We start from the raw sequence: 22,629 nt of genomic DNA, 5'->3' as shown, positions 1-22,629 counted from the left end.
GCGATGACCAGTCCATCCCAGACCGCCACAGGCGAGTCCGAAACCCCGGGGCTTGCGGCCAAGGGTCTGAAGAAGGAAAAGAAGGGCAAGGACAAGGGCGGCGGCGAGCTGGTCGGCCGTTCCCCCGGACAGTTGATGTGGGCGCGCTTCAAGCGCGACCGCACCGGCATGATCTGCGGGATCGTCGTGCTCGCCTTCTTCGTCATCGCGGCCCTGGCCCCGGTGATCGCCTCGCTCTACGGCAAGAATCCGTACACGCTGTACGGCAGCGACAACCCCAACTTGCTGGACGAGTTCAGTTACCCGGCAGGGCCCAACGGCGGCATCTCGGGCGATTTCTGGTTCGGCATCGAGCCGGGCCTCGGCCGCGATCTGTTCACCAACCTGCTGTACGGCATGCGGACATCGCTGGGCATCTCGCTGGCGGTCACCATCCTGGTGGTCATCACCGGCACCATCATCGGTATCACGGCGGGCTACCTGGGCGGCAAGACGGACTACTGGGTCGGCCGGCTGATCGACTTCCTGCTCGCCTTCCCCAGCCAGTTGACGTTCGTGGCGTTCATGCCCGCGGTGATCGCGGTCTTCGTGGCGCCGGGCGACGAGACCCCCACCTATATCCGCGTGATCGCGCTGATCCTCGTGCAGTGGGCGCTGGGCTGGATGGGGCTGGCCCGTCTGCTGCGCGGACAGGTGATGTCCCTACGAGAGCGGGACTTCGTCGAGGCCGCGAGGATCACCGGCGCCTCGCCCTGGCGCATCATCACCAAGGAGCTGCTGCCCAACGTGGTGACCCCGATCCTCGTGCAAAGCACCTACATGCTCCCGCTTTTCGTGACGGCGGAGGCCGGTCTGTCCTTCATGGGCGTCGGCATCGTGGACCCGACCCCCGACTGGGGCCGGCTGTTCAAGACGGCCGGCCAGATCTACGAGAACGACCCGACCTTCCTTCTCTTCCCGGGCGCCGCGATGGTGATCTTCGTGCTCTGCTTCAACCTGCTCGGGGACTCGGTCCGGGACGCCTTCGATCCCAAGTCCGGGCGTTGACAGCCCATTTGAGGGGGCTCGCTGTCTCCCCCGCCGCGCCGGGTTCGTACCGGATGCGTCAGACAGCACTTCGGGACAACGACTGACAGGCAGGTGCTTGGATCCTCATGAACACACTCTCCACGCGTAGAACCCGTGCGGTGATCGTGGCCCTGGCGGCCGGTTCGCTCGCGCTCACCGGTTGCAGCGGCGGCGGCCGCTCGAGCAAGGACAACGCGCAGACCGACAAGGACGCGGCCTCCCAGTCCAAGGCGGTGCCGCTCGGCACCGCGGCCCAGTCCAACGGCCCCGCGGCCGCGGTCCCGGGCGCGCAGAACGGCGGCACCATCACCGTCTACCAGCGGGACAGCTTCAACCACCTGGACCCGGCCCAGATGTACGTCAGCGACATGGGCGACCTGGCCAAGTTGATCTTCCGTGGGCTGACGACGTACACGCAGGACGACAAGGGCAACAAGACGCTCGTCGGCGACCTCGCCACCGACGCCGGAAAGATGTCCGACGGCGGCAAGACCTGGACGTACACGCTCAAGGACGGCATCAAGTTCGAGGACGGCAAGCCGATCACCTCGAAGGACATCCGCCACACCATCGAGCGCCAGTACGCGTCGTTCATCACCGAGGGCCCGACCTACATCCAGCAGTGGCTGTCGGGCGACGGCACGACCTACCGCAAGGCCCTTCCGGACGGCCCGTACAAGGGCGACCACCTGCCCAAGTCCGTGCTGGACACGCCGGACGACAAGACCGTCGTCTTCCACTTCAAGACGCCGCAGACGCAGCTGCCCTACGCGCTGGCGATGGCGGGCTACAGCGTCGTCCCGGACAGCGCCAAGGACACCAAGGACAGCTACGACGTCGCGCCGGTCACCAGCGGTCCGTACAAGATCGCGTCGTTCAAGTCCGGCAAGTCCATGACACTGGTGAAGGACCCCAACTGGGACGCCAAGACCGACCCGGCGCGCCACCAGTACGTCGACGGCTACAACATCTCCTTCAACCACCAGTTCTCCGACTCCACCAAGCGGCTGATGGCCGACCAGGGCAGCGACAAGACCGCCATCAGCTTCACCAACGCCGTGGAGCCGACGCTCACCAAGCAGGTGCTGAGCGACCCCAGCGCCAGCAAGCGCCTGGTACAGGGCTACCAGCCCTACGTGTGGCAGCTGAACATGAACATGGACCGCATCAAGGACAAGCGGGTCCGCGACGCCATCACCTACGCGATGCCGAGCCAGCAGGTCGTCCGGATCGAGGGCGGCAGCTACGGCGGAGAGATCGCCGGCGGTCTGCTCTCCCCGACCGTGGCAGGCTACGAGAAGGGCTATGACCCCTACGGCAAGCTGAAGAAGCCCAACGGCGATCCGGAGAAGGCCAAGCAGCTCCTGAAGGAAGCCGGCAAGGAGGGCATGAAGCTCGTCTACGCCTACGCCAACACCGAGATCCGGCAGAAGGAAGCGGTCGCCATCGCCGACGGCCTGGCCAAGGCCGGCTTCGACGTGCAGAAGAAGGAGATCGACTCCTCCTCCTGGTACCAGCAGATGGGCAAGGTCGACAACGGCTTCGACATCTACCTGACCGGCTGGGGCCAGGACTGGCCGGACGCCTCCACGGTGATCCCGCCGTCCTACGACGGCCGCACCATCGCGGACGGTGCCTCCAACTACTCGCACGTCCGTGACCCGAAGATCAGCCAGGAGATCGACCGCATCAAGCAGATCCCGGACGTGCAGAAGCAGACCGCGGAATGGCAGAAGCTCCACCACTACATCGTGGAGCAGGTCAACCCGGCCGCCCCGGTGTTCTTCGTCAAGTCGCTCCAGCTGTACGGCTCGAAGATCGGCGGCATCCGCTACAACACGGACACCAACTACCTCGACGTGAACACGCTGTTCATCAAGAAGTAAGCACGTAAGCGCCTGTCGAAGGCACTCCGGAGGCGCGCGCACGGCGGAGCGCGCGCCCTCCGGGTCCTTCCCGCACCTCCTCAGACCCCACTGCCGCCGCCGTCCTGAGAGCAGCGAACTGTCATGCTTCCCTTCCTCCTTCGCCGGACGATCGGCGCGGTCGTCATCCTCCTCCTACTCAGCGCCTTCACCTTCTTCGTCTTCTTCTCGGTGGGCGATCCCGCGCTGATGGCCTGTGGCAAGAACTGCACGGCCGACAACGTCGCGCTGATCCACAAGAACCTGGGACTCGACCAGCCCGTGCCGGTCCAGTACTGGCACTTCCTCGTCGGCATCTTCGCGGGCCGCGACTTCACCCTCGGCCACTGCAACGCCCCCTGCTTCGGCTACTCCTTCGCCACCAAGCAGGACGTCTGGGCCACGATGATGGACCGGCTGCCGCTCACCGCGTCGCTGGCCATCGGCGGTGTCGTGGCCTTCCTGGTGATCGGCCTGGGCACCGGCCTGCTCGCGGCCTGGAAGCGCGGCACGCTGCTGGACAAGGCGGTCACCAGTGTGTCGATGATCCTCAGCTCGGTGCAGATCTACATCCTCGGCCCCGTCGTGCTGGGCATCTTCGTCTACAGCGGCGTCATGGCCGCGCCCGCGTACGTGAACCTCACCAGCAACCCTGTCGGTTGGTTCATGGGCCTGCTGATCCCGTGGCTGGTGATGGCGACGATCTTCACCGCGCAGTACACCCGTATGGCGCGCTCGACGATGATCGAGCAGCTTCAGGAGGAGCACGTCCGCACCGCCAAGGCCAAGGGCATGCCGGCGCGTTACGTCTTCCTGCGGTACGCCTGGCGCGGTTCGCTGATCCCGATCGTCACCATCCTCGGTGTCGACCTGGGATCGCTGTTCGGCGGCGCGATGATCACCGAGTTCACCTTCCAGCTGGCGGGACTCGGCCGGCTGGCGGTCGACTCGGTCACCACCCTCGACCTGCCGATGGTGATGGGCGTGATGATCTTCAGCGCCGCCCTGATCCTGGTCTTCAACATCATCGTGGATGCGGCGTACGCGTTCATCGACCCGCGCGTACGCCTGTCCTAGGAGAGCCTGTCGTGACCACACCAACCAAGACCGCGGAGACGCCGGCCCCGAACGGATCCGGTACCGGCTCCTTCCTGTCCGTCCGCGACCTGCACATCCGGTTCTCCACCGAGGACGGCATCGTCAAGGCGGTCGACGGCCTCTCCTTCGACCTGGAGCGCGGCCAGACCCTGGGCATCGTCGGCGAGTCGGGCTCCGGCAAGTCCGTCACCAACCTGGCCGTCCTGGGGCTGCACAACCCCAAGACCACCGAGATCACCGGTGAGATCACCCTGGATGGCCAGGAGCTGACCGGCGCCAAGGAGAAGACCCTGGAGAAGCTCCGGGGCAACAAGATGGCGATGATCTTCCAGGACGCGCTGACCGCCCTGTCGCCGTACTACACCGTCGGCCGGCAGATCGCCGAGCCGTTCATGAAGCACACCGGCGCCGGCAAGCGCGAGGGCCGGCAGCGGGCGATCGAGATGCTCACCAAGGTCGGCATCCCGCAGCCCAACCTGCGGGTGGACGACTACCCGCACCAGTTCTCCGGCGGTATGCGCCAACGCGCCATGATCGCCATGGCGCTGGCCTGCAACCCCCAGCTGCTGATCGCCGACGAGCCGACCACCGCGCTGGACGTCACCGTCCAGGCGCAGATCCTGGACCTCCTCAAGGACCTCCAGCAGGAGTTCGGCTCCGCGATCATCCTGATCACCCACGACCTGGGCGTGGTCGCCGACACCGCCGACGACCTGCTGGTGATGTACGCCGGCCGGGCGGTGGAGCGCGGCTCGGTCCGGGAGATCCTCACCGAGCCCCGGCACCCGTACACCTGGGGTCTGCTCAGCTCCATGCCGCGGCTCTCCTCGGACGTCAGCGAGGAGCTGCACCCGATCCCGGGCGCGCCGCCGAGCCTGCTCAACCCGCCGTCGGGCTGCGCTTTCAACCCGCGTTGCGCGTTCACCGCGGAGGTCGACGGCGGCCGGTGCACCGGCGAGCGCCCGCCACTGGCGCTGGGCCGGGCCGCCGCCTGCCACCTGAGCGCCGAGCAGAAGCAGACCTTCTTCACCGAGCAGATCAAGCCCCGGCTGGGCTAGGGAGCTACCACGATGGCCAAGAACGACACCCTCCCCGCGCCCGGCGCCGCCGCGCCGTCCCAGGGCGAGCCCCTGCTCACCGCCGAGGGGCTGACCAAGCACTTCCCGATCTACGGCGGCTTCCCGATCAAGCGGAGGGTCGGGGCCGTCCAGGCGGTCGACGGGCTGGACCTGACCGTCCACGCCGGTGAGAGCTTCGGCCTGGTCGGCGAGTCCGGCTGCGGCAAGTCGACCACCGGCCGGCTGCTGACCCGGCTGATGGAGCCCACCTCCGGCAAGATCACCTATGCGGGCCAGGACATCACGCACGCCAACCGCAAGCAGCTGGCGCCGATCCGCTCCGAGATCCAGATGATCTTCCAGGACCCGTACGCCTCGCTGAACCCGCGGCAGACGGTCGGCACGATCATCGGCGGCCCGATGGAGATCAACGGGATCAACCCGCCCGGCGGCCGGGAGAAGAAGATCCGGGAGCTGCTGGAGACCGTCGGCCTCAACCCCGAGCACTACAACCGCTTCCCGCACGAGTTCTCCGGCGGCCAGCGGCAGCGCATCGGCGTGGCCCGCGCCCTCGCCCTGAACCCGAAGCTGATCGTCGCCGACGAGCCGGTCTCCGCGCTGGACGTCTCCATCCAGGCGCAGGTGGTCAACCTGCTCCAGGACCTCCAGCGCGAACTGGGCATCGCGTTCGTCTTCATCGCCCACGACCTGGCGATCGTCCGGCACTTCAGCGAGCGGGTCGCGGTGATGTACCTCGGCAAGATCGTCGAGGTGGGGACCCGCGACGAGATCTACCACCGGCCGCGCCACCCGTACACCCACGCCCTGCTGTCGGCCGTGCCCGAACCGAAGCTGCTGGAGGAGGGCGAGGAGGAGCGGGAGCGGATCCGGCTCGCCGGCGACGTCCCCTCCCCCGTCAACCCGCCGTCCGGCTGCCGGTTCCGCACCCGCTGCTGGAAGGCGCAGGAGAAGTGCGCGACGGAGGAGCCGCCGCTGGTCCAGCTCTCCGGGAACGCGGGCGGCCATCTGACCGCCTGCCACTTCCCCGAGGAGCCGACGACCGCGTCCCGCGGCGAGGACATCGTGCTCGACCCCGCGCTGGCGGCGATCGAGGAGGCCGCCGGCGGCGGCGAGGGCGGCGCGGCGGAGAGCTGACCGCCGCTCCTCCCAGGACGGCAGCGGAGCCCGCTTCCCTTCGGGGAGGCGGGCTCCGGTGCGTCCCGGCCGGGCCGCTACTCGCTCGGCACCACGTGTCGTTCCTCCGCGAAGTGGCAGGCGGAGGCGTGCCGTTCCGGGCCGGCGGCGTGCTGGAGGGCGGCCGGGACCGCGAGTGGCGGTTCGACGCGTGCGCACAGCTCCTGGGCCTTCCAGCAGCGGGTGCGGAAGTGGCAGCCGGACGGCGGGTTCGCCGGGGAGGGGACGTCGCCGCTCAGCAGGATGCGCTCCCGGTGGACACGCGCCTCGGGGTCGGGCACCGGGACGGCGGAGAGCAGCGCCTGGGTGTACGGGTGGGTGGGGTGGTCGTAGATCTCCTCGCCGGTGCCGGTCTCGGCGATCCTGCCGAGGTACATCACCGCGACCCGGTCGGAGAGGTGGCGGACGACGGACAGGTCGTGCGCGATGAAGACGTAGGAGAGCCCGAAGTCGTCCTGGAGACGGGCCAGGAGGTTGACGACCTGGGCCTGGACGGAGACGTCGAGGGCGGAGACCGGCTCGTCCGCGACGATGATCTCGGGGCGGAGGGCCAGGCCGCGGGCGATGCCGATGCGCTGCCGTTGGCCGCCGGAGAACTGGTGCGGATAGCGGTTGACGAACTCGGGGTTGAGGCCGACGACTTCGAGGAGTTCCTGGACCCTGCGCCGGCGGTCGCCCTTGGGGGCCACCTCGGGGTGGATCTCGTACGGCTCGCCGATGATGTCGCCGACGGTCATCCGGGGGTTGAGCGAGGTGTAGGGGTCCTGGAACACCATCTGGATGTTGCGGCGGACGGCCTTCATGGCGCGGCCGGAGAGGCGGGTGATGTCCTGGCCGCGGTAGCGGATGTGACCGGACGTCGGGTGCTCCAGCCCGACCAGCATCCGGGCGACGGTGGACTTGCCGCAGCCGGACTCCCCCACGATGCCCAGCGTCTCGCCCTGCCGGAGGTCGAAGGAGACCCCGTCGACGGCCTTGACCGCACCCACCTGCTTCCTGATCAGCACGCCCCGGGTGAGCGGGAAGTGCTTGACCAGGTCCCGGACTTCGAGGAGCGGCTCACCGGGCGCCATCGAGGGTCTCCTTCCAGAAGTGGCAGGCGCTGGTCCGGTCCGGTCCGACGTCGTAGAGGGGTGGGCGGTCGGTGCGGCAGATGTCGCGGGCCAGCGGGCAGCGGGGGTGGAAGGCGCAGCCGGGCGGGACGGCGGTGAGGTTCGGCGGCAGACCCTTGATCGCGTGCAGCTCGCGGCCCTTGTGCCCCAGGCGCGGGACGGACTCCAGCAGGCCGCGGGTGTACGGGTGGGCGGGTGCCTTGTAGAGCTGGTGGACGGGGGCGGTCTCGACGACCCGGCCCGCGTACATCACGGCGATGGTGTCGGCGACGTCGGCGACCACGCCGAGGTCGTGGGTGATCAGGATCAGGCCCATCCGGTACTCCCGGCGCAACTCCGCGAGCAGGTCCATGACCTGGGCCTGGACGGTGACGTCGAGGGCGGTGGTGGGCTCGTCCGCGATGATCAGGTCGGGCTCCAGGGCGAGCGCCATGGCGATCATGATGCGTTGGCGCATACCGCCGGAGAACTGGTGCGGGTAGTCCCCCACCCGCTCCCGGGCCGCCGGGATGCCGACCCGTTCCATCAGCTCGACGGCCCTGCCCCGGGCCTCCTTGCGGGACGCGCCGGTGTGCACCCGGAACATCTCGCCGAGCTGGACGCCGACGCTGAGCACCGGATTCAGCGCGGAGAGCGCGTCCTGGAAGATCATCGCCATCTTCGCGCCGCGGATCTTCCGGCGCTCCTCCTTGCCCAGGGTGAGCAGGTCGCGGCCCCGGAAGAGGATCCGGCCGCCGGTGACGAAGCCCGGCGGGGAGTCGAGGATGCCCATCACGGCCTGGGCGGTGACGGACTTGCCGGAGCCGGACTCGCCGAGCACCGCGAGCGTCCGGCCGGCCGCCACGGTGTAGCTGACGCCGTTGACGGCCTTGGCCACGCCGTCCCGGGTGCGGAACTCCACCTTCAGGTCCTGGACGTCGAGCAGGGGCTCCGCCGGGGGCGCGCCGCCATTGGTCATCTGCCGCCTCCTCAGCGCAGTTTGGGGTCGAGGGCGTCGCGCACCGCGTCGCCGAGCATGATGAACGCCAGCACCGTGATGCTCAGCGCGCCGGCGGGCCACAGCAGCATGTGGGGGGCGTTGCGGATGTGGGTGGAGGCGGCGGAGATGTCGATGCCCCAGGAGACGGTGGGCGGTTTCAGGCCCGCGCCGAGGTAGGACAGGGTGGCTTCGAGGGCGATGTAGGTGCCCAGCGCGATGGTGGCGACGACGATGACGGGGGCGACGGCGTTGGGCGCGATGTGCCGCAGCAGCATCCGCCCGTTGCCGGCGCCCAGTGCCCGGGCGGCCAGGACGTAGTCGTTCTGCTTGGCGGTGACGACCGAGCCGCGGGCGATCCGGGCGATCTGCGGCCAGCCGAGCAGCACGATGAAGCCGACCACCGGCCAGACGGTGGTGCTGGTGACGACGGACAGGAAGACCAGCCCGCCGAGCAGCACCGGGATGCCGAAGAAGATGTCGGCGAGGCGGGAGAGCAGGGTGTCCCACCAGCCGCCGAAGAAGCCGGCCAGGCCGCCGAGCAGGCTGCCCAGCACGGCGGCGCCGGCGGTGGCGCAGGTGCCGACGGTGATGGAGGCGCGGGCGCCGTAGACGACCCGGGTGTAGACGTCCCGGCCCTGGGTGTCGTAGCCGAAGGGGTGGCCGGGCCGGGCGCCGTCCTGGGCCCTGCCGAGGTCGGCGCGGTAGGGGTTGCCGGTGGCGATCAGCTGCGGCCAGAGGGCGATGACCACCAGGAAGACGATGACCAGCGCGGAGACCACGAAGACCGGGTTGCGGCGCAGGTCGTGCCAGGCGTCGCTCCACAGGCTGCGGGGTTTGCCGGTGGGTTCGCCGCCCGGCGGCGGGGGCGCGGCGGCGGGGGCGCGTTCGAGGGACTCGGCCTCGCCGATGGCGAGCGCGGCGGTGCCGCCGTCGCCGTGGCCGATGGCCTCCTTGGGGACGTAGCTCTCAGGCATAGCGGATCCTCGGGTCGAGGACGGCGTAGAGAAGGTCGACGAGCAGGTTGGCGATCAGGAAGACCAGCACCAGGATCGTCACGAAGCCGACCACGGTGGGCGAGTTCTGCCGGAGGATGCCCTGGTAGAGCTGGTAGCCGACGCCGTGGATGTTGAAGATGCGCTCGGTGACGATGGCGCCGCCCATCAGCGCGCCGATGTCGGTGCCGATGAAGGTGACGACCGGGATCAGGGAGTTCCGCAGCAGGTGGCGGGTGATGACCCGGTGCCGGGGCAGGCCCTTGGCGACGGCGGTGCGGACGTAGTCGGCGCGGGCGTTCTCGGCGATCGAGGTGCGGGTCAGCCGGGTGACGTAGGCGAGCGAGACCAGTGCCAACACCAGCCCGGGCAGCAGGAGTTGGCCGAGCGGCGCCTCCAGGGCGACGGTCGGCGCGGCCCACTCCCACTTCACGCCGAAGACGAACTGGAGCAGATAGCCGCTGACGAAGGTCGGCACGGAGACCACGACGAGGGTGAGGACCAGCACGGTGGTGTCGATGCCGCGGCCGCGCCGCAGCCCGCTGAAGACACCCAGCGCGACGCCGACCAGCATCTCGATGACGATCGCGACCAGGGTGAGCCGGAGGGTGACCGAGAAGGCGGACGCCATCAGCTCGGTGACCGGCCGCCCGTTGAAGGCGATGCCGAAGTTCCCCTGGAAGATCTGGCCCATGTAGTGCGGGTACTGCTTCCACAGCGGCTGGTCGAGATAGAGGTCGTGGCGGATCTGCGCCGCGGTGGCGGGGTCCGGCGCCCGGTCGCCGAACATCGCGGCGACCGGGTCGCCCAGCGCGTAGACCATGAGGAAGATCAGAAAGGTGCTGCCGACGAAGACCGGGACCATCTGGAGCAGCCGCCGGATCACATAACGTCCCATGAGCGCGCCTGCCTTCGCGGTCAGCCGACCGTGATCGCGTTGTAGACCGGAACACTGAACGGATTGAGCCGTACATTGCTGATCCGCTCCGAATAACCACCGCTGCCGTTCTGGTACCACAGCGGAATAGAGGGCATCTCGCGGGCGAGAATTCCCTCCGTCTCCTGGAATTTCGCCACCGCCCGGCGGGTGTCGGGGGCGGCGTTCGCCTCGTTGACGAGTCTGTCGAATGCGGGGTCGCTGAACTTCCCATCGTTGGAGGAGGCGTTGGTGTAGTACATCGGCTGGAGGAAGTTCTGGATCAGCGGGTAGTCCATCTGCCAGCCGGCCCGGAACGGCCCGGTCATCCGCCGGGCGGCGATCTGGTTGCGGAAGTCCGCGAAGGTGCCGACGGGATTTCCGACGCACGCCCGGTCGTTCCCCAGCGTCTTGTTGATGCTGTTGCAGACGGCGTCGACCCAGTCCTTGTGCGAGCCGGTGTCGGCGTTGTACGTGATCGTCATCCGGCCGCCGGGAATTCCGCCGCCCTCCTTGATGAGCTGCCGGGCCCCGGCCGGGTCGAAGACGCAGGCGTCGCCGCACAGGCCCGCCTTGTAGCCGCCCTTGGTGCCGAGCACGGGGGAGGTCCAGTCGGTGGCCGGGGTGCGGGTGTTCTGGAAGATCTCCTTGGTGATCTGCGCCCGGTCGATCGCCATCGACAGGCCGCGCCGCACCTTCGCCGTCTCCGGCTTTCCCCAGCGCGGGTCGTACATCGGGAAGGCGAGGGTCTGGATGATGCCGGCCGGCTGGTTCAGATAGCGGTCGCCCAGATCGGCGTGGACGTTCTTGAGCTGGGCGGCGGGAATGTCGTCGACCAGGTCGAGGTTGCCGGCCTGGAGGTCGGTGTAGGCGGTGTCGCTGTCGGTGTAGACCCGCAGGTCGATCCCGCCGTTCTGGGCCGGGTCGGGCCCCGGGTACCGCTTCCACTTCCGCATCTTGAGCACACTGCCCTTGGCGTACGAATCCACCAGATAGGGGCCGTTGCCGATCGGTTTGTGCAGCCAGCCGTCGTGGTCGCGGAAGAACGCCTGGGGAAGCGGCATGAAGGCCGCATAGCCCAGGGTGTCCGGCCAGCTGGAGAATTTCTGGTTGAGGGTCACGGTGAAGGTCCGGTCGTCCTTCACCTGGAGTCCGGAGAGGGTTTTCGCGGTCGGCCGGCCGTGGTCCGGGTGCACCTTGTCGAAGCCGTCGATGTACTGGAAGAAGGACGCGTTCTTCTGCTTGTTGTCCAGCAGCGCGCCGTAATTCCAGGCGTCCACGAAGGACTTGGCGGTGACCTTCTCGCCGTTGCTGAAGGCCCAGCCGCGCTTCAGCGTCACGGTGTAGTGCCGGGCGTCCGTGGACTCGATCCGCTCGGCGAGGACGTCCTCGGCGGCGCCGGTCCTGGGGTCGTAGCGCTTGAGGCCGCGCAGCAGCATCTCCAGGACCTTGCCGCCCTGCACCTCGTTGGTGTTGGCCGGCTCCAGCGGGTTCTGCGGGTCGCCCCAGGAGGCGCTGACCACGGCGGAGCCGCCCGGTCCGGCGGTGCCGCCCCCGCAGGCGGTGGCGGCGAGGGCCAGGCCGCCCGCGCAGACGGCCCACTTCGCGCGCACGGCTCCGCGCATGGCGCCTCCTCACGGTCCGGACTCCGAGGTCACACGTAGCCACAGGGACCACCCGTAGCCCACATCACAGCCCACCGTGGGGCCTGGTGCATCCCGGCACCGGCCGCCACTGCTCCGAACCTCCGGGAAACCCCTCGGATGACCGACGCCCCGTCACCGGCAGCGCCCCGGAAGCGTTCCGGCGGCGTCCGCGCCGCGCCCCGCCGGACCGTACGGGCATACGGCGGCGCCCCGCCGGACCGTGGGGTCCGACGGGGCGCCGGGAAGAGCCGTGGCGGGCGGCCGGGTCAGCCGTGCTTGGCGCGGGAGGCGGTGCGGCCGCGCTCCTTCTGGTCCAGGACGACCTTGCGGATGCGGACGGCCTCCGGGGTCACCTCGACGCACTCGTCGTCGCGGCAGAACTCCAGGGACTGCTCCAGCGACAGCTTCCGCGGCGGGACGATCGCCTCGAAGGAGTCGGCCGAGGAGGAGCGCATGTTGGTGAGCTTCTTCTCCTTGGTGATGTTCACGTCCATGTCGTCGGCGCGCGAGTTCTCGCCGACGATCATGCCCTCGTACACCTCGGTGCCGGGCTCGGTGAACAGCACGCCGCGCTCCTGGAGGTTCGTCATCGCGAAGGCGGTGACGGCACCGGCGCGGTCGGCGACCAGCGAGCCGTTGTTACGGGTCGTCAGCGTGCCGAACCACGGCTCGTGGCCCTCGTGGATGGAGTGCGCGATACCCGTACCGCGGGTGTTCGTCAGGAACTCCGTACGGAAGCCGATGAGGCCGCGCGAGGGGACGACGAACTCCATGCGGACCCAGCCGGAGCCGTGGTTCGACATGTTGTCCATGCGGCCCTTGCGGACGCCCATGAGCTGCGTGACGGCGCCCATGTGCTCCTCGGGCACGTCGATCGTCATGCGCTCGACCGGCTCGTGGACCTTGCCGTCGATCTCCCGGGTGACCACCTGCGGCTTGCCGATGGTCAGCTCGAAGCCCTCGCGGCGCATCTGCTCGACGAGGATGGCCAGCGCCAGCTCACCGCGGCCCTGCACCTCCCAGGCGTCGGGGCGCTCGGTGTCCAGGACGCGCAGCGAGACGTTACCGATCAGCTCGCGGTCCAGGCGGTCCTTCACCTGGCGGGCGGTGACCTTGCGGTCCTTGACCGCGGACTTGGCGGCGGCGCCCTTGCCGGTGCCGCCGCGGCCGACCAGCGGCGAGGTGTTGGTGCCGATGACCATGGAGATGGCCGGCTCGTCGACCGTGATCAGCGGCAGCGCGATCGGGTTCTCCGGGTCGGCCAGGGTCTCGCCGATCATGATGTCGGGGATACCGGCGACCGCGCAGATGTCACCGGGGCCCGCGACCTCGGCGGGCTTGCGGGTGAGCGCCTCGGTCATCATCAGCTCGGAGATGCGGACGTTCGCGACCGTGCCGTCGCGCTTGATCCAGGCCACGGTCTGGCCCTTGCGCAGCTCGCCCTGCTCGACGCGCAGCAGCGCGATACGGCCGAGGAAGTTGTCGGCGTCCAGGTTGGTGACGTGCGCCTGGAGCGGGGCCGCCGCGTCGTACGTCGGGGCCGGGACGTGCTCCAGGATCGTGGAGAAGAACGGCTCCAGGTTGGTGGAGTCGGCCGGGACGGTGCCGTCCTCCGGCTTCGTCAGCGACGCGATGCCGTCACGGCCGCAGGCGTAGACGATCGGGAACTCGATCTGCTCCTCGTCCGCGTCCAGGTCCAGGAACAGGTCGTAGGTCTCGTTGACGACCTCGTCGATGCGGGAGTCCGGGCGGTCCGTCTTGTTGATGCACAGGATGACGGGCATCCGGGCCTGCAGCGCCTTGCGCAGCACGAAGCGGGTCTGCGGGAGCGGTCCCTCGGAGGCGTCCACCAGCAGGACCACCGCGTCGACCATCGACAGACCGCGCTCGACCTCGCCACCGAAGTCGGCGTGGCCGGGGGTGTCGATGATGTTGATCGTGATGGGCTCCCCGCCGTCCTTCGGGTGATACTTCACCGCGGTGTTCTTGGCGAGGATCGTGATGCCCTTCTCACGCTCCAGGTCGTTCGAGTCCATGACGCGGTCGTCGACGGACTCCAGCTGGTGCGCGGCGAAGGCGCCGGCCTGCTTGAGCATGGCGTCGACGATGGTCGTCTTGCCGTGGTCGACGTGGGCGACGATGGCGACGTTACGGATGTCGTGGCGCGTGGCCATATTGCGGCGTACTCCCGAAGTGAGTGGTCGGCTGCGCGTACGTCTGTGTTACGCGGCCCTGCCGGGCTTGACACGCCACGGCCTCACCCCATGGTACGGGGCCGCGGCGGCAATGGCCGCCCCAGCCCGTACGAACCGCATCTGACCTGCGGTTTCTTATCGAACTTTAGCTCTGGCGCAACCTCTACTTCCGGTAACCGATGTCCTGGAAGCGGGGGGTGGCGAAGCCGAACGCGCCGATGTTGGCGAGCGACTTCCGGGTGGCCACCAGCTCCGGTCGCTGGTAGAGCGGAATCGATCCGGCGGCGGCCCAGATCCGGGCGTCGGCCTGCGCGACGAGGGTCCGCGCGGCGTCCGGGTCCAGCTCGGCGGCGGCCTGGTCGAAGAGCTGGTCGATGTGGTCGGTGCCGACCCGGGCGTAGTTCTGCTCGACGGTCAGCGAGCCGTCCGGGGCCGGCTGCGGCTTGGCGAAGATCGGCCGGGCGTCGGTCGCCGGGTAGGCGGTGCCGGGCCAGGAGTACAGCGCCAGGTCGAAGTCGCCGGCCGCGATGTGGTCCCGGAAGTAGCTCGCGTCCGGCACCCGCTGGACGGCGGTCCGCACCCCGATCTTGTTCAGCATCCCGGCGATCCGCCGGCCGACGGTGCGCAGCTGCTCGGAGCCGGGCCCGTCGGGGAGGACGAAGCGCAGCGCCAGCGGGCGGCCGTCCTTCCGCAGCACCGCGGCCTCGTCGGGTGCCCGGTGGGGTGCCCGGCCGGCCGCGGCGGCCGGGGAGTGCCCGGTGCCGGCCTGCCGGGCCTGGAAGGCGCCCAGGCCGTTGTGCAGGGTGGCGGCGTGGCCGGCGGCGGCGCCCGGCAGGTGCGGGGCCTGCCCGGTCTCGATCAGTTCGGCGGCGCCCAGCGCCTGCGCGGCCTGCTTCTTGTACCGCCGGTACTTGCCGTACGCCGTGGACTTGGTGTTCCCGGCGGCGGCCGCCTGCTCCGTGGCGGCCTCGGCCTTGTAGAACGCCGCGCTCTGCCGCAGCAGGGCGGCCTGCTGGACCTCGGAGCCGACCGCCCCGGCGGAGGACAGCGGTGCCTCGGCGGCGGCCGGGCGGACGCCGTCGTGGTCGCCGGGCCGCTGCGGGTTGCGGCCGTCGGACCGGGCGTCGCCGGAGCGGTCCGCGGCACCGTCGTCGTCGGACCGGTCCGGGGGAACCGCGCGCCCGGCGCCGGCCTGCTCCTCGCCCGCCGGCCGGTCGGCCGCCCCGGGGGCCGGCTTCCAGCCGGCGTCCGAGAGGAGCTGCTTGGCCGCCCCCGCGTCGGTGTCCCCGAGCGCGTCGCTGTGGTCCTCGTAGCCGTGCTGGCCGGCCATCAGCAGGTGATTGCCGAGCGGCCGGGCGGGCAGGTCCAGCGGTTTGAGGACGCTGTCGGCGAGCGCCTGGCGGTCGATGGCGCGGGCCACCGCGCGGCGCACCCGCGGGTCGGCGAGCGGGCCGGCGCTGCCGTTGAGGGCGAGCTGGGTGTAGGCGGGTTCGAGGGCCTTGCGGAGGACGTAGCCGCGCAGTGCTGACGACCGGGCGGGGGCGCCCTTGGCGTCCGCGCCGCCGGCGGTGGCCGGCGCGGCGGCCGGCGCCACCTGCCGGGCGGCGGCCTGGTCGACCGCGGCGACGTCGACCGTCCCGGCGGCCAGCGCCTTGGCCCGCTTGTCCCGGGGCAGCGCGGTCAGCACCAGCTTGTCGAGCCGGGCCCGGTCGCCCCACCACCGGGGGTTGCGGACGAGGGTGACGGTGCCGTGGTCGGCGTCCCGCTTCCCGACGAGGAACGGGCCCGCGCCGACCGGGAGTTTCTGCCGCACCGCGTCGTTGAAGGCGTTGGCGTCGCCCATCACGCTCTTCGGGTAGAGCGGGGTGAAGAGCGCCTGCCAGTCGGCGTACGGGCGGGCGAAGGTGACCTTGACCTCCTGCGCGGTGGCGCCGGCCTCGACCCTGGCGATCCGGTCGTAACCGGCGTTGCGGGCGGTCCAGTAGGCGTTGTCCTTGCCGCGCAGCGCCTGCCACTGGGCGACGAAGTCCGCGGCGGTGATCGGCCGTCCGTCGCTCCACCGCGCCTTGGGGTTGAGCCGGTAGGTGACGACCTGCCGGGGCTCGCGGGCACTGACGTCCGCGGCGGCGAGGTAGTCGGCGTTGCGCTGCGGCCGGCCGCCGGCGTCGAGGGTGAACAGGCTGGGCAGGACGGCGCCGGTGACCCTGGTGGTGGCCGCGTCGGCGTCGCTCTGGAAGGCGTTGAAGGTGCCGGGCAGCGCGTCGATCGCCCAGCGCACCGTGCCGCCGTCCCTGACCGATCCGCGCGGCGCCGGCGCGATGTCCTGGGTCTGCGCGACGGAGGGCGCGCCGTCGTCGCCCTGGCTGCAGCCGGCCAGCACGGGGAGCGGGAGCAGCACCCCCGCCGCGACGAGCGCGACGCCGCGGCGCCTGCGGGGTGCCGGGCCGCCTGGGCTGACGTGGTCGGTCATGACTGTTCCCTCCGGGCTCACCCGCGCCGCGCCGAGCCGCAGCGACACGTTCGGCCGACTTTGCGGCTCATCACATCTATGGGCTCCCACTGAAGGTGACCGCCCGGGCGGGGCCCGCCCGACACGTCGGCGGCCCCGTCAAGGCCACCCGCCCGGCCCAATTCCGGCTCGTCCGGCCGACGGACGCGCCTGAGGGGTGCGGGCCGCGCCGCACGCCCCGGACCGGCCCGTTCCGCACCGGAGTTCGGCGCCGCACCGGGCCCGGTCGCCGAACTCCCGTCGTTCGTACGGAGTGCGGGTAGCTCGGCTTCCGGTCGGGTGCGCGGCGCGAGGTTGACGGCGGTGCCCAGGTATGGCGGGCTCACAACGCACCGGTTCGAGTCGTACTCGCGCCTGCCCCCTTCCCAAGCCCTACTGTGACGCGCGACACTCTCGGGCGCATGAGATCGCCCGGCACACTCGCGAAGTGAGGGCATGTGATGTCCGTACAGGACGACTTGACGGCTGTGGAGCGCAGCCTGGACGGTCTGGTCCAGGCGGTCGGGAAGCTGGAGGCGCGGATCGGCGGCGGGCTGGACGTCCGCCGGGTCCGCAGCGACACGGACCATCTGCGGGAGAGCCTGGCGCTGCTCAGAGCGTCCCTGGCCGGCGGCGCGCCACCGGGCAGACCGGGCAAGGCCGAGGACGAGATGGTGGCGATCCCGGACACCCCTTACAACTCCGCGCTGTGGACGGACGCCGAGGACGAGGGCCTGGGCGCCAAGGACCGGCACGCGCCCTGAGGACGGAGACCGACGTTGGCCACTGGCATCGAACCAGCCCCGCAAAAGGGCGCGACCGGCGTGCACGACCCTTCGCGCGCCGCCATCCGGGCCCGCCACCTGCGCACCGACCGTTGGTGGTTGGCCCCGGCCGGCACCGCCGCCGGGCTGCTCGCGTTCGTCGTCTACTCGACCTGGCGGGCGTTCGCGAACGCGGACTACTACCACGCCCCCTATGTCTCGCCGTTCTACTCGCCGTGCCTGGCGGAGAACTGCCACACCATGCGCGGCGGGCCCAACTGGGCGCTCTTCGGGAGCTGGTGGGGCCTGTCCCCCGCCCTGCTGATCCTGATCTTCCCGTTGGGCTTCCGGCTGACCTGCTACTACTACCGCAAGGCGTACTACCGCGGCTTCTGGGCCTCCCCGCCGGCCTGCGCGGTCGCCGAGCCGCACGCCAAGTACACCGGTGAGACCCGCTTCCCGCTGATCCTCCAGAACATCCACCGCTACTTCTTCTACTTCGCGGTGCTGGTGGCCGGTGTCCTGACCTACGACACCGCGCTGACCTTCCGCGACGGCCACTACCGCTGGGGCCACATGGGCCTGGGCTCGCTGGTGTTCCTCGCCAACATCGTGCTGATCTGGGCGTACACCCTCTCCTGCCACTCCTGCCGGCACATCGTCGGCGGCCGGCTGCGGCACTTCTCCAAGCACCCGGTGCGGTACCGGCTGTGGGGCTGGGTCGGCCGGCTCAACGAGCGGCACATGCTGCTCGCCTGGTCCTCGCTGATCAGCGTGGCGGTGGCGGACTTCTATGTGTTCCTGCTGGCCAGCGGCGCGTTCGAGGATCCGCGCTTCTTCTGACGAACGACATCCGGGACCTCCGGGGAATCCGCGGAACCCGACGAGAACCGAGGGAAGGTGTGCCCCTGATGGCGCATGTGGACCGGCAGACCTGGGACGTGGTCGTGGTGGGCGCGGGCGGCGCCGGGCTGCGCGCCGCCATCGAGGCCCGCGAGGCGGGCATGCGGACGGCGGTGATCTGCAAGTCCCTGTTCGGCAAGGCCCATACGGTGATGGCCGAGGGCGGCATCGCGGCCAGCATGGGCAACGCCAACGAGCACGACAACTGGCAGGTCCACTTCCGGGACACCATGCGCGGCGGGAAGTTCCTCAACCACTGGCGGATGGCCGAGCTGCACGCCCGCGAGGCCCCGGACCGGGTCTGGGAACTGGAGACCTGGGGCGCCCTCTTCGACCGCACGCCGGACGGCCGGATCTCCCAGCGCAACTTCGGCGGCCACGAGTACCCGCGGCTGGCGCACGTCGGCGACCGGACCGGCCTGGAGCTGATCCGCACCCTCCAGCAGAAGATCGTCTCCCTCCAGCAGGAGGACCAGCGGGTCTCCGGCTCGTACGAGGAGGGGCTGAAGGTCTTCCAGGAGTGCACCGTCACCCGCGTCCTGAAGGCGGACGGCAAGGTCGCCGGCGTCTTCTGCTACGACCGGGAGTCGGGCCGCTTCTTCGTGCTGGAGGCGCCGGCCGTGGTGCTGGCCACCGGCGGCATCGGCAAGTCCTTCAAGGTCACCTCGAACTCCTGGGAGTACACCGGCGACGGCCACGCGCTGGCGCTGCTGGCCGGCGCGCCGCTGATCAACATGGAGTTCGTGCAGTTCCACCCGACCGGGATGGTCTGGCCGCCGTCGGTCAAGGGCATCCTCGTCACCGAGTCGGTGCGCGGCGACGGCGGGGTGCTGCGCAACAGCGACGGCAAGCGCTTCATGTTCGACTACGTCCCGGACGTCTTCAAGGAGAAGTACGCCGAGTCCGAGGCCGAGGGCGACCGCTGGTACGACGACCCCGAGCACAACCGCCGGCCGCCGGAGCTGCTGCCCCGCGACGAGGTGGCGCGGGCCATCAACGCCGAGGTCAAGGCGGGCCGCGGCTCGCCGCACGGCGGCGTCTTCCTGGACGTCTCCACGCGCATGCCCGCCGAGGTGATCAAGCGCCGACTGCCGTCCATGCACCACCAGTTCAAGGAGCTGGCGGACGTGGACATCACCGCCGAGCCGATGGAGGTCGGCCCGACCTGCCACTACGTGATGGGCGGGGTGGAGGTGGACCCGGACACCGCGGCGGCGACCGGGGTGCCGGGGCTGTTCGCCGCCGGCGAGGTGGCCGGCGGGATGCACGGCTCCAACCGGCTGGGCGGCAACTCCCTCTCCGACCTGCTGGTCTTCGGGCGCCGCGCGGGGCTGTACGCGGCCGAGTACGTCGGCGGGCTGCGCGCCCGGCCGGCACCGGAACCGCGCGAGATCGACGCCGCCGAGGCGGAGGCGCTGCGCCCGTTCAGCGCCGAGGACGGCGGCGGCCGGGCGGAGAACCCGTACGCCCTGCACCAGGAGCTCCAGCAGTCGATGAACGACCTGGTGGGCATCATCCGCCGGGCGGACGAGATGTCCGAGGCGCTGGAGCGGCTGGTGAAGCTGCGGGCGCGGGCCCGGCGGGCCGGCGTGGAGGGCCACCGGCAGTACAACCCGGGCTGGCACCTCTCTCTGGACCTGCGGAACATGCTGCTGGTCAGCGAGTGTGTGGCGCGGGCGGCCCTGGAGCGCACCGAGAGCCGGGGCGGGCACACCCGGGACGACCATCCGGAGATGGACCGGCACTGGCGCAACGTCAACCTGGTCTGCGAACTGGCCGACTACCGGGCGGAGCAGGGCGAGGCGGATCCGGTGCTGGGGCAGATCCGGCTCTCCCGCCGCGAGACCCCGCCGATCCGCCGCGATCTCCTCGAACTCTTCGACAAGGACGAGCTGGTGAAGTATCTGACGGACGAGGAGCTGAGCCGGTGAGCGAGCAGCAGACGGAGCGGCGGTCCGGCGCCTACGAGGCGCGCTTCCGGGTGTGGCGGGGCGACGCGGAGGGCGGCGCGCTGGAGGACTTCCGGGTGGAGGTGAACGAGGGCGAGGTGGTGCTGGACATCGTCCACCGCCTCCAGGCGACCCAGGCGCCCGACCTCGCGGTCCGCTGGAACTGCAAGGCGGGCAAGTGCGGTTCGTGCAGCGCGGAGATCAACGGGCGGCCGCGGCTGATGTGCATGACCCGGATGTCGGTCTTCGGCCGCTCCGAGACCGTCACCATCACCCCGATGCGGACCTTCCCGGTCCTGCGCGACCTGGTCACCGACGTCTCCTTCAACTACACCAAGGCGCGGGAAATCCCGGCGTTCGTCCCGCCCGAGGACCTGGGGCCGGGCGAGTACCGGATGAAGCAGGAGGACGTGAACCGCTCGCAGGAGTTCCGCAAGTGCATCGAGTGCTTCCTGTGCCAGAACACCTGCCATGTGGTCCGCGACCACGAGGAGAACAAGCGGGCCTTCGCCGGCCCCCGCTTCCTGATGCGGATCGCCGAGCTGGACATGCACCCGCTGGACGCCGCGCCGGCCGCCGGCCTGGACCGCAGGCGCACCGCGCAGGACGACCACGGGCTCGGCTACTGCAACATCACCAAGTGCTGCACGGAGGTCTGCCCCGAGCACATCCGGATCACCGACAACGCGCTGATCCCGCTCAAGGAGCGCGCCGCGGACCGCAAGTACGACCCTCTGGTGTGGCTCGGGAACAAGATCCGGCGCCGGACGGAGTGATCCTCCCGAGCGCCAAGTGTCCGTGGCAGCACGGCTTCTGATGCGCACTCACTTGACCGGAAACCTTCTTACGACGCATTCGAACGGCCGCGGTATAAGAGCGGAATGAATCTTCCGAAACTGAGTCGGCGGCGCGTGCTGGCCGGGCTGGGCACCGTTCCGCTGGCCGCCGCGGCCGGCTTCCCCGAACGCGGCCGGGACCGCCCCGACGAGGCCCCGGGGGAGCGCCGCACCACGCTGCTGCGCGGCGCGGACCTGGTTCTCACCATGGACCCCGAAGTGGGCCGGGGCCCGCTCGGGGAGCTGACGGACGGCGTGGACGTGCTGCTGCGGGACGGCACCGTCGCCGCCGTCGGCCGCGGCCTCGCCGCCCCGGACGGCGCCCGCGTCCTGGACAGCCGCGGCCGGATCGTGCTGCCGGGCTTCGTCGACCTGCACAACCACCTGTGGCAGTCCAGCATCCGCGGCGGCTGTGCGAACGAGGACCTCTACGGCTGGATGCGCGACTGCAGCCGCGTCGCGCTGCCCAGGATCGACCCGCAGGACATGTACCGCTTCGTCCACCTCGCCGCGCTCGACGCCCTCCAGGCGGGCGTCACCACCGTCGTCGACTGGGTCCACCCCATCCCCTACGACACCAGCGAGCGCTACGTCCGGGCACTGGACGACGCCGGGCTGCGCTTCGTCTACGCCGCCACGCAGAGCGCCGCCGACGCCCCGCTGCTCCCCAGGGTCAAGAAGGACTTCCTGGACCCGCTGCCGCTGGCCTCCGTCCAGGTCGCGGCGCAGGCCGGAATGGGCCGGCTGAAGGACCTGCGCGCGCTGTACGAGATCGCCCGCGACCTGGGCGTGATGTTCAACTCGCACGTCCTGGAGAACAAGGTCGACCGCCGGGACGACCCGATCCGCTCGCTGCGCGAGATCGGCGCGTTCGGCCCGGACCTGCTGATGAACCACGCGATCCACCTCACCGACGAGGAGATCGCGCTGACCGGCGAGCACGACGTGCGGATCGCGCACTGCCCGCTGAGCAACATGCGGCTGGCGTCCGGCATCTGCCCGCTGCCGGCGTTCCACCGGCACGGTGTCCGGGCCGGGCTCGGGCACGACGGCGGGACCAACGACACCTCGGACATGTTCAACGTGATGAAGGCGGCGGTCGGCCTCCAGCGGGCCCGCCACGAGGACGCCGGGATCCACCCGACCATCCCGGCGGTGCTGCGGATGGCGACCCTGGGCGGCGCGGAGGCCATCGGGATGGCGGACCGGGTCGGCTCGCTGACACCCGGCAAGCGCGCCGACGTCGTCGTCCTGGACCCCGGCACGCTCAACTTCGCCCCGCGCTTCGACTGGACCAGCCAGATCGTCCTCAACGGCCAGCCGCCGAACGTCGGCGAGGTCTTCGTCGACGGCCGGCTGCGCAAGGCGCACGGCGAGCTGCTGCACGTCGATGTCGAACACGTCGTCCACGAGGCGGAGTTGGCGGCCCGCCACGTCCGGGACGCCTGACGCGTCCGGGACGCCCGCCACGGCCCGCGGCCCGTACGGGGTTCCCCTACGGGGCCGCTGCCCTCTACAGGGCAGCGG

General features: G+C 70.4%; 17 protein-coding genes. 10 read left to right on the top strand and 7 right to left on the bottom strand.

What is annotated here, in order from left to right:
* The first annotated feature begins 3 nt into the window (after nt 1–3).
* The 5 genes from K2224_RS11730 to K2224_RS11710 all read left to right on the top strand — a co-directional run bounded on the left by K2224_RS11730 (nt 4) and on the right by K2224_RS11710 (nt 6,283).
* Nucleotides 4–1,047, top strand: coding sequence for an ABC transporter permease (locus K2224_RS11730; RefSeq protein WP_260692538.1), 1,044 nt, complete (start codon nt 4–6; stop codon nt 1,045–1,047).
* 107 nt (nt 1,048–1,154) lie between these two features.
* A complete protein-coding gene (locus K2224_RS11725) occupies nt 1,155–2,954 on the top strand; it encodes an ABC transporter substrate-binding protein (RefSeq protein WP_221906506.1) in 1,800 nt (599 codons plus the stop codon).
* Between the two features lie 123 nt (nt 2,955–3,077).
* Nucleotides 3,078–4,049 carry an ABC transporter permease gene (locus tag K2224_RS11720; RefSeq protein ID WP_221906505.1) on the top strand — a complete coding sequence of 324 codons (972 nt, stop codon included), beginning with the start codon at nt 3,078–3,080 and terminating at the stop codon, nt 4,047–4,049.
* An 11-nt stretch (nt 4,050–4,060) separates the two neighbouring features.
* Nucleotides 4,061–5,128: an ABC transporter ATP-binding protein gene (locus tag K2224_RS11715; protein ID WP_221906504.1), complete on the top strand. Its 1,068-nt coding sequence runs from the start codon at nt 4,061–4,063 to the stop codon at nt 5,126–5,128.
* Between the two features lie 12 nt (nt 5,129–5,140).
* A complete protein-coding gene (locus K2224_RS11710; RefSeq protein WP_221906503.1) occupies nt 5,141–6,283 on the top strand; it encodes an ABC transporter ATP-binding protein in 1,143 nt (380 codons plus the stop codon).
* Nucleotides 6,284–6,360: 77 nt separating this feature from the next.
* Here K2224_RS11710 and K2224_RS11705 read toward each other — a convergent pair whose 3' ends face one another.
* The 7 genes from K2224_RS11705 to K2224_RS11675 all read right to left on the bottom strand — a co-directional run bounded on the left by K2224_RS11705 (nt 6,361) and on the right by K2224_RS11675 (nt 16,632).
* Complete coding sequence (locus K2224_RS11705; protein WP_221906502.1) at nt 6,361–7,395, bottom strand: ABC transporter ATP-binding protein; 1,035 nt, start codon at nt 7,393–7,395, stop codon at nt 6,361–6,363.
* On the bottom strand, nt 7,382–8,392 hold the full coding sequence (locus K2224_RS11700; RefSeq protein WP_221906501.1) for an ABC transporter ATP-binding protein: 1,011 nt from the start codon (nt 8,390–8,392) through the stop codon (nt 7,382–7,384). Before K2224_RS11700 ends, K2224_RS11705 begins: the two co-directional genes overlap by 14 nt.
* 11 nt (nt 8,393–8,403) lie before the next feature.
* Complete coding sequence (locus K2224_RS11695) at nt 8,404–9,387, bottom strand: ABC transporter permease (RefSeq protein WP_221906500.1); 984 nt, start codon at nt 9,385–9,387, stop codon at nt 8,404–8,406.
* Complete coding sequence (locus K2224_RS11690; RefSeq protein ID WP_221906499.1) at nt 9,380–10,303, bottom strand: ABC transporter permease; 924 nt, start codon at nt 10,301–10,303, stop codon at nt 9,380–9,382. Before K2224_RS11690 ends, K2224_RS11695 begins: the two co-directional genes overlap by 8 nt.
* Nucleotides 10,304–10,323: 20 nt before the next feature.
* Nucleotides 10,324–11,946 (bottom strand): ABC transporter substrate-binding protein, encoded by a 1,623-nt coding sequence (locus K2224_RS11685; protein WP_221906498.1) that lies wholly within the window; start codon nt 11,944–11,946, stop codon nt 10,324–10,326.
* A gap of 287 nt (nt 11,947–12,233) precedes the next feature.
* Complete coding sequence (typA, locus tag K2224_RS11680; protein ID WP_221906497.1) at nt 12,234–14,141, bottom strand: translational GTPase TypA; 1,908 nt, start codon at nt 14,139–14,141, stop codon at nt 12,234–12,236.
* A gap of 184 nt (nt 14,142–14,325) precedes the next feature.
* Nucleotides 14,326–16,632: an ABC transporter family substrate-binding protein gene (locus K2224_RS11675; protein WP_221906496.1), complete on the bottom strand. Its 2,307-nt coding sequence runs from the start codon at nt 16,630–16,632 to the stop codon at nt 14,326–14,328.
* 479 nt (nt 16,633–17,111) lie between these two features.
* Here K2224_RS11675 and K2224_RS11670 point away from each other — a divergent pair, with 479 nt between their 5' ends.
* From K2224_RS11670 to K2224_RS11650, 5 genes are all read left to right on the top strand, one after another.
* Nucleotides 17,112–17,414 carry a hypothetical protein gene (locus tag K2224_RS11670; RefSeq protein WP_221906495.1) on the top strand — a complete coding sequence of 101 codons (303 nt, stop codon included), beginning with the start codon at nt 17,112–17,114 and terminating at the stop codon, nt 17,412–17,414.
* A 15-nt stretch (nt 17,415–17,429) separates the two neighbouring features.
* Entirely contained in the window at nt 17,430–18,257 is an 828-nt protein-coding gene (locus K2224_RS11665) for a hypothetical protein (protein WP_221906494.1), read from the top strand.
* Nucleotides 18,258–18,325: 68 nt separating this feature from the next.
* Entirely contained in the window at nt 18,326–20,248 is a 1,923-nt protein-coding gene (locus tag K2224_RS11660) for a fumarate reductase/succinate dehydrogenase flavoprotein subunit (RefSeq protein ID WP_221906493.1), read from the top strand.
* Entirely contained in the window at nt 20,245–21,042 is a 798-nt protein-coding gene (locus K2224_RS11655; RefSeq protein ID WP_221906492.1) for a succinate dehydrogenase/fumarate reductase iron-sulfur subunit, read from the top strand. Before K2224_RS11660 ends, K2224_RS11655 begins: the two co-directional genes overlap by 4 nt.
* Before the next feature lie 105 nt (nt 21,043–21,147).
* Nucleotides 21,148–22,551: an amidohydrolase family protein gene (locus K2224_RS11650; protein WP_221906491.1), complete on the top strand. Its 1,404-nt coding sequence runs from the start codon at nt 21,148–21,150 to the stop codon at nt 22,549–22,551.
* Nucleotides 22,552–22,629: the final 78 nt, after the last annotated feature.

Origin of the sequence: Streptomyces sp. BHT-5-2, assembly GCF_019774615.1 — a bacterium.
Classification (GTDB): Bacteria; Actinomycetota; Actinomycetes; order Streptomycetales; family Streptomycetaceae; genus Streptomyces.
This window is presented reverse-complemented; position numbering and strand designations above follow the sequence as displayed.

Excerpts from the sequence above, each read along its gene's own strand:
- K2224_RS11730 (WP_260692538.1), top strand. The coding sequence starts at position 4 with ATGACCAGTCCATCCCAGACCGCCACAGGCGAGTCCGAAACCCCGGGG.
- K2224_RS11725 (WP_221906506.1), top strand. The coding sequence starts at position 1,155 with ATGAACACACTCTCCACGCGTAGAACCCGTGCGGTGATCGTGGCCCTG.
- K2224_RS11720 (WP_221906505.1), top strand. The coding sequence starts at position 3,078 with ATGCTTCCCTTCCTCCTTCGCCGGACGATCGGCGCGGTCGTCATCCTC.
- K2224_RS11710 (WP_221906503.1), top strand. The coding sequence starts at position 5,141 with ATGGCCAAGAACGACACCCTCCCCGCGCCCGGCGCCGCCGCGCCGTCC.
- K2224_RS11705 (WP_221906502.1), bottom strand. The coding sequence starts at position 7,395 with ATGGCGCCCGGTGAGCCGCTCCTCGAAGTCCGGGACCTGGTCAAGCAC.
- K2224_RS11700 (WP_221906501.1), bottom strand. The coding sequence starts at position 8,392 with ATGACCAATGGCGGCGCGCCCCCGGCGGAGCCCCTGCTCGACGTCCAG.
- K2224_RS11695 (WP_221906500.1), bottom strand. The coding sequence starts at position 9,387 with ATGCCTGAGAGCTACGTCCCCAAGGAGGCCATCGGCCACGGCGACGGC.
- K2224_RS11690 (WP_221906499.1), bottom strand. The coding sequence starts at position 10,303 with ATGGGACGTTATGTGATCCGGCGGCTGCTCCAGATGGTCCCGGTCTTC.
- K2224_RS11685 (WP_221906498.1), bottom strand. The coding sequence starts at position 11,946 with ATGCGCGGAGCCGTGCGCGCGAAGTGGGCCGTCTGCGCGGGCGGCCTG.
- typA (WP_221906497.1), bottom strand. The coding sequence starts at position 14,141 with ATGGCCACGCGCCACGACATCCGTAACGTCGCCATCGTCGCCCACGTC.
- K2224_RS11675 (WP_221906496.1), bottom strand. The coding sequence starts at position 16,632 with ATGACCGACCACGTCAGCCCAGGCGGCCCGGCACCCCGCAGGCGCCGC.
- K2224_RS11670 (WP_221906495.1), top strand. The coding sequence starts at position 17,112 with ATGTCCGTACAGGACGACTTGACGGCTGTGGAGCGCAGCCTGGACGGT.
- K2224_RS11660 (WP_221906493.1), top strand. The coding sequence starts at position 18,326 with ATGGCGCATGTGGACCGGCAGACCTGGGACGTGGTCGTGGTGGGCGCG.
- K2224_RS11650 (WP_221906491.1), top strand. The coding sequence starts at position 21,148 with ATGAATCTTCCGAAACTGAGTCGGCGGCGCGTGCTGGCCGGGCTGGGC.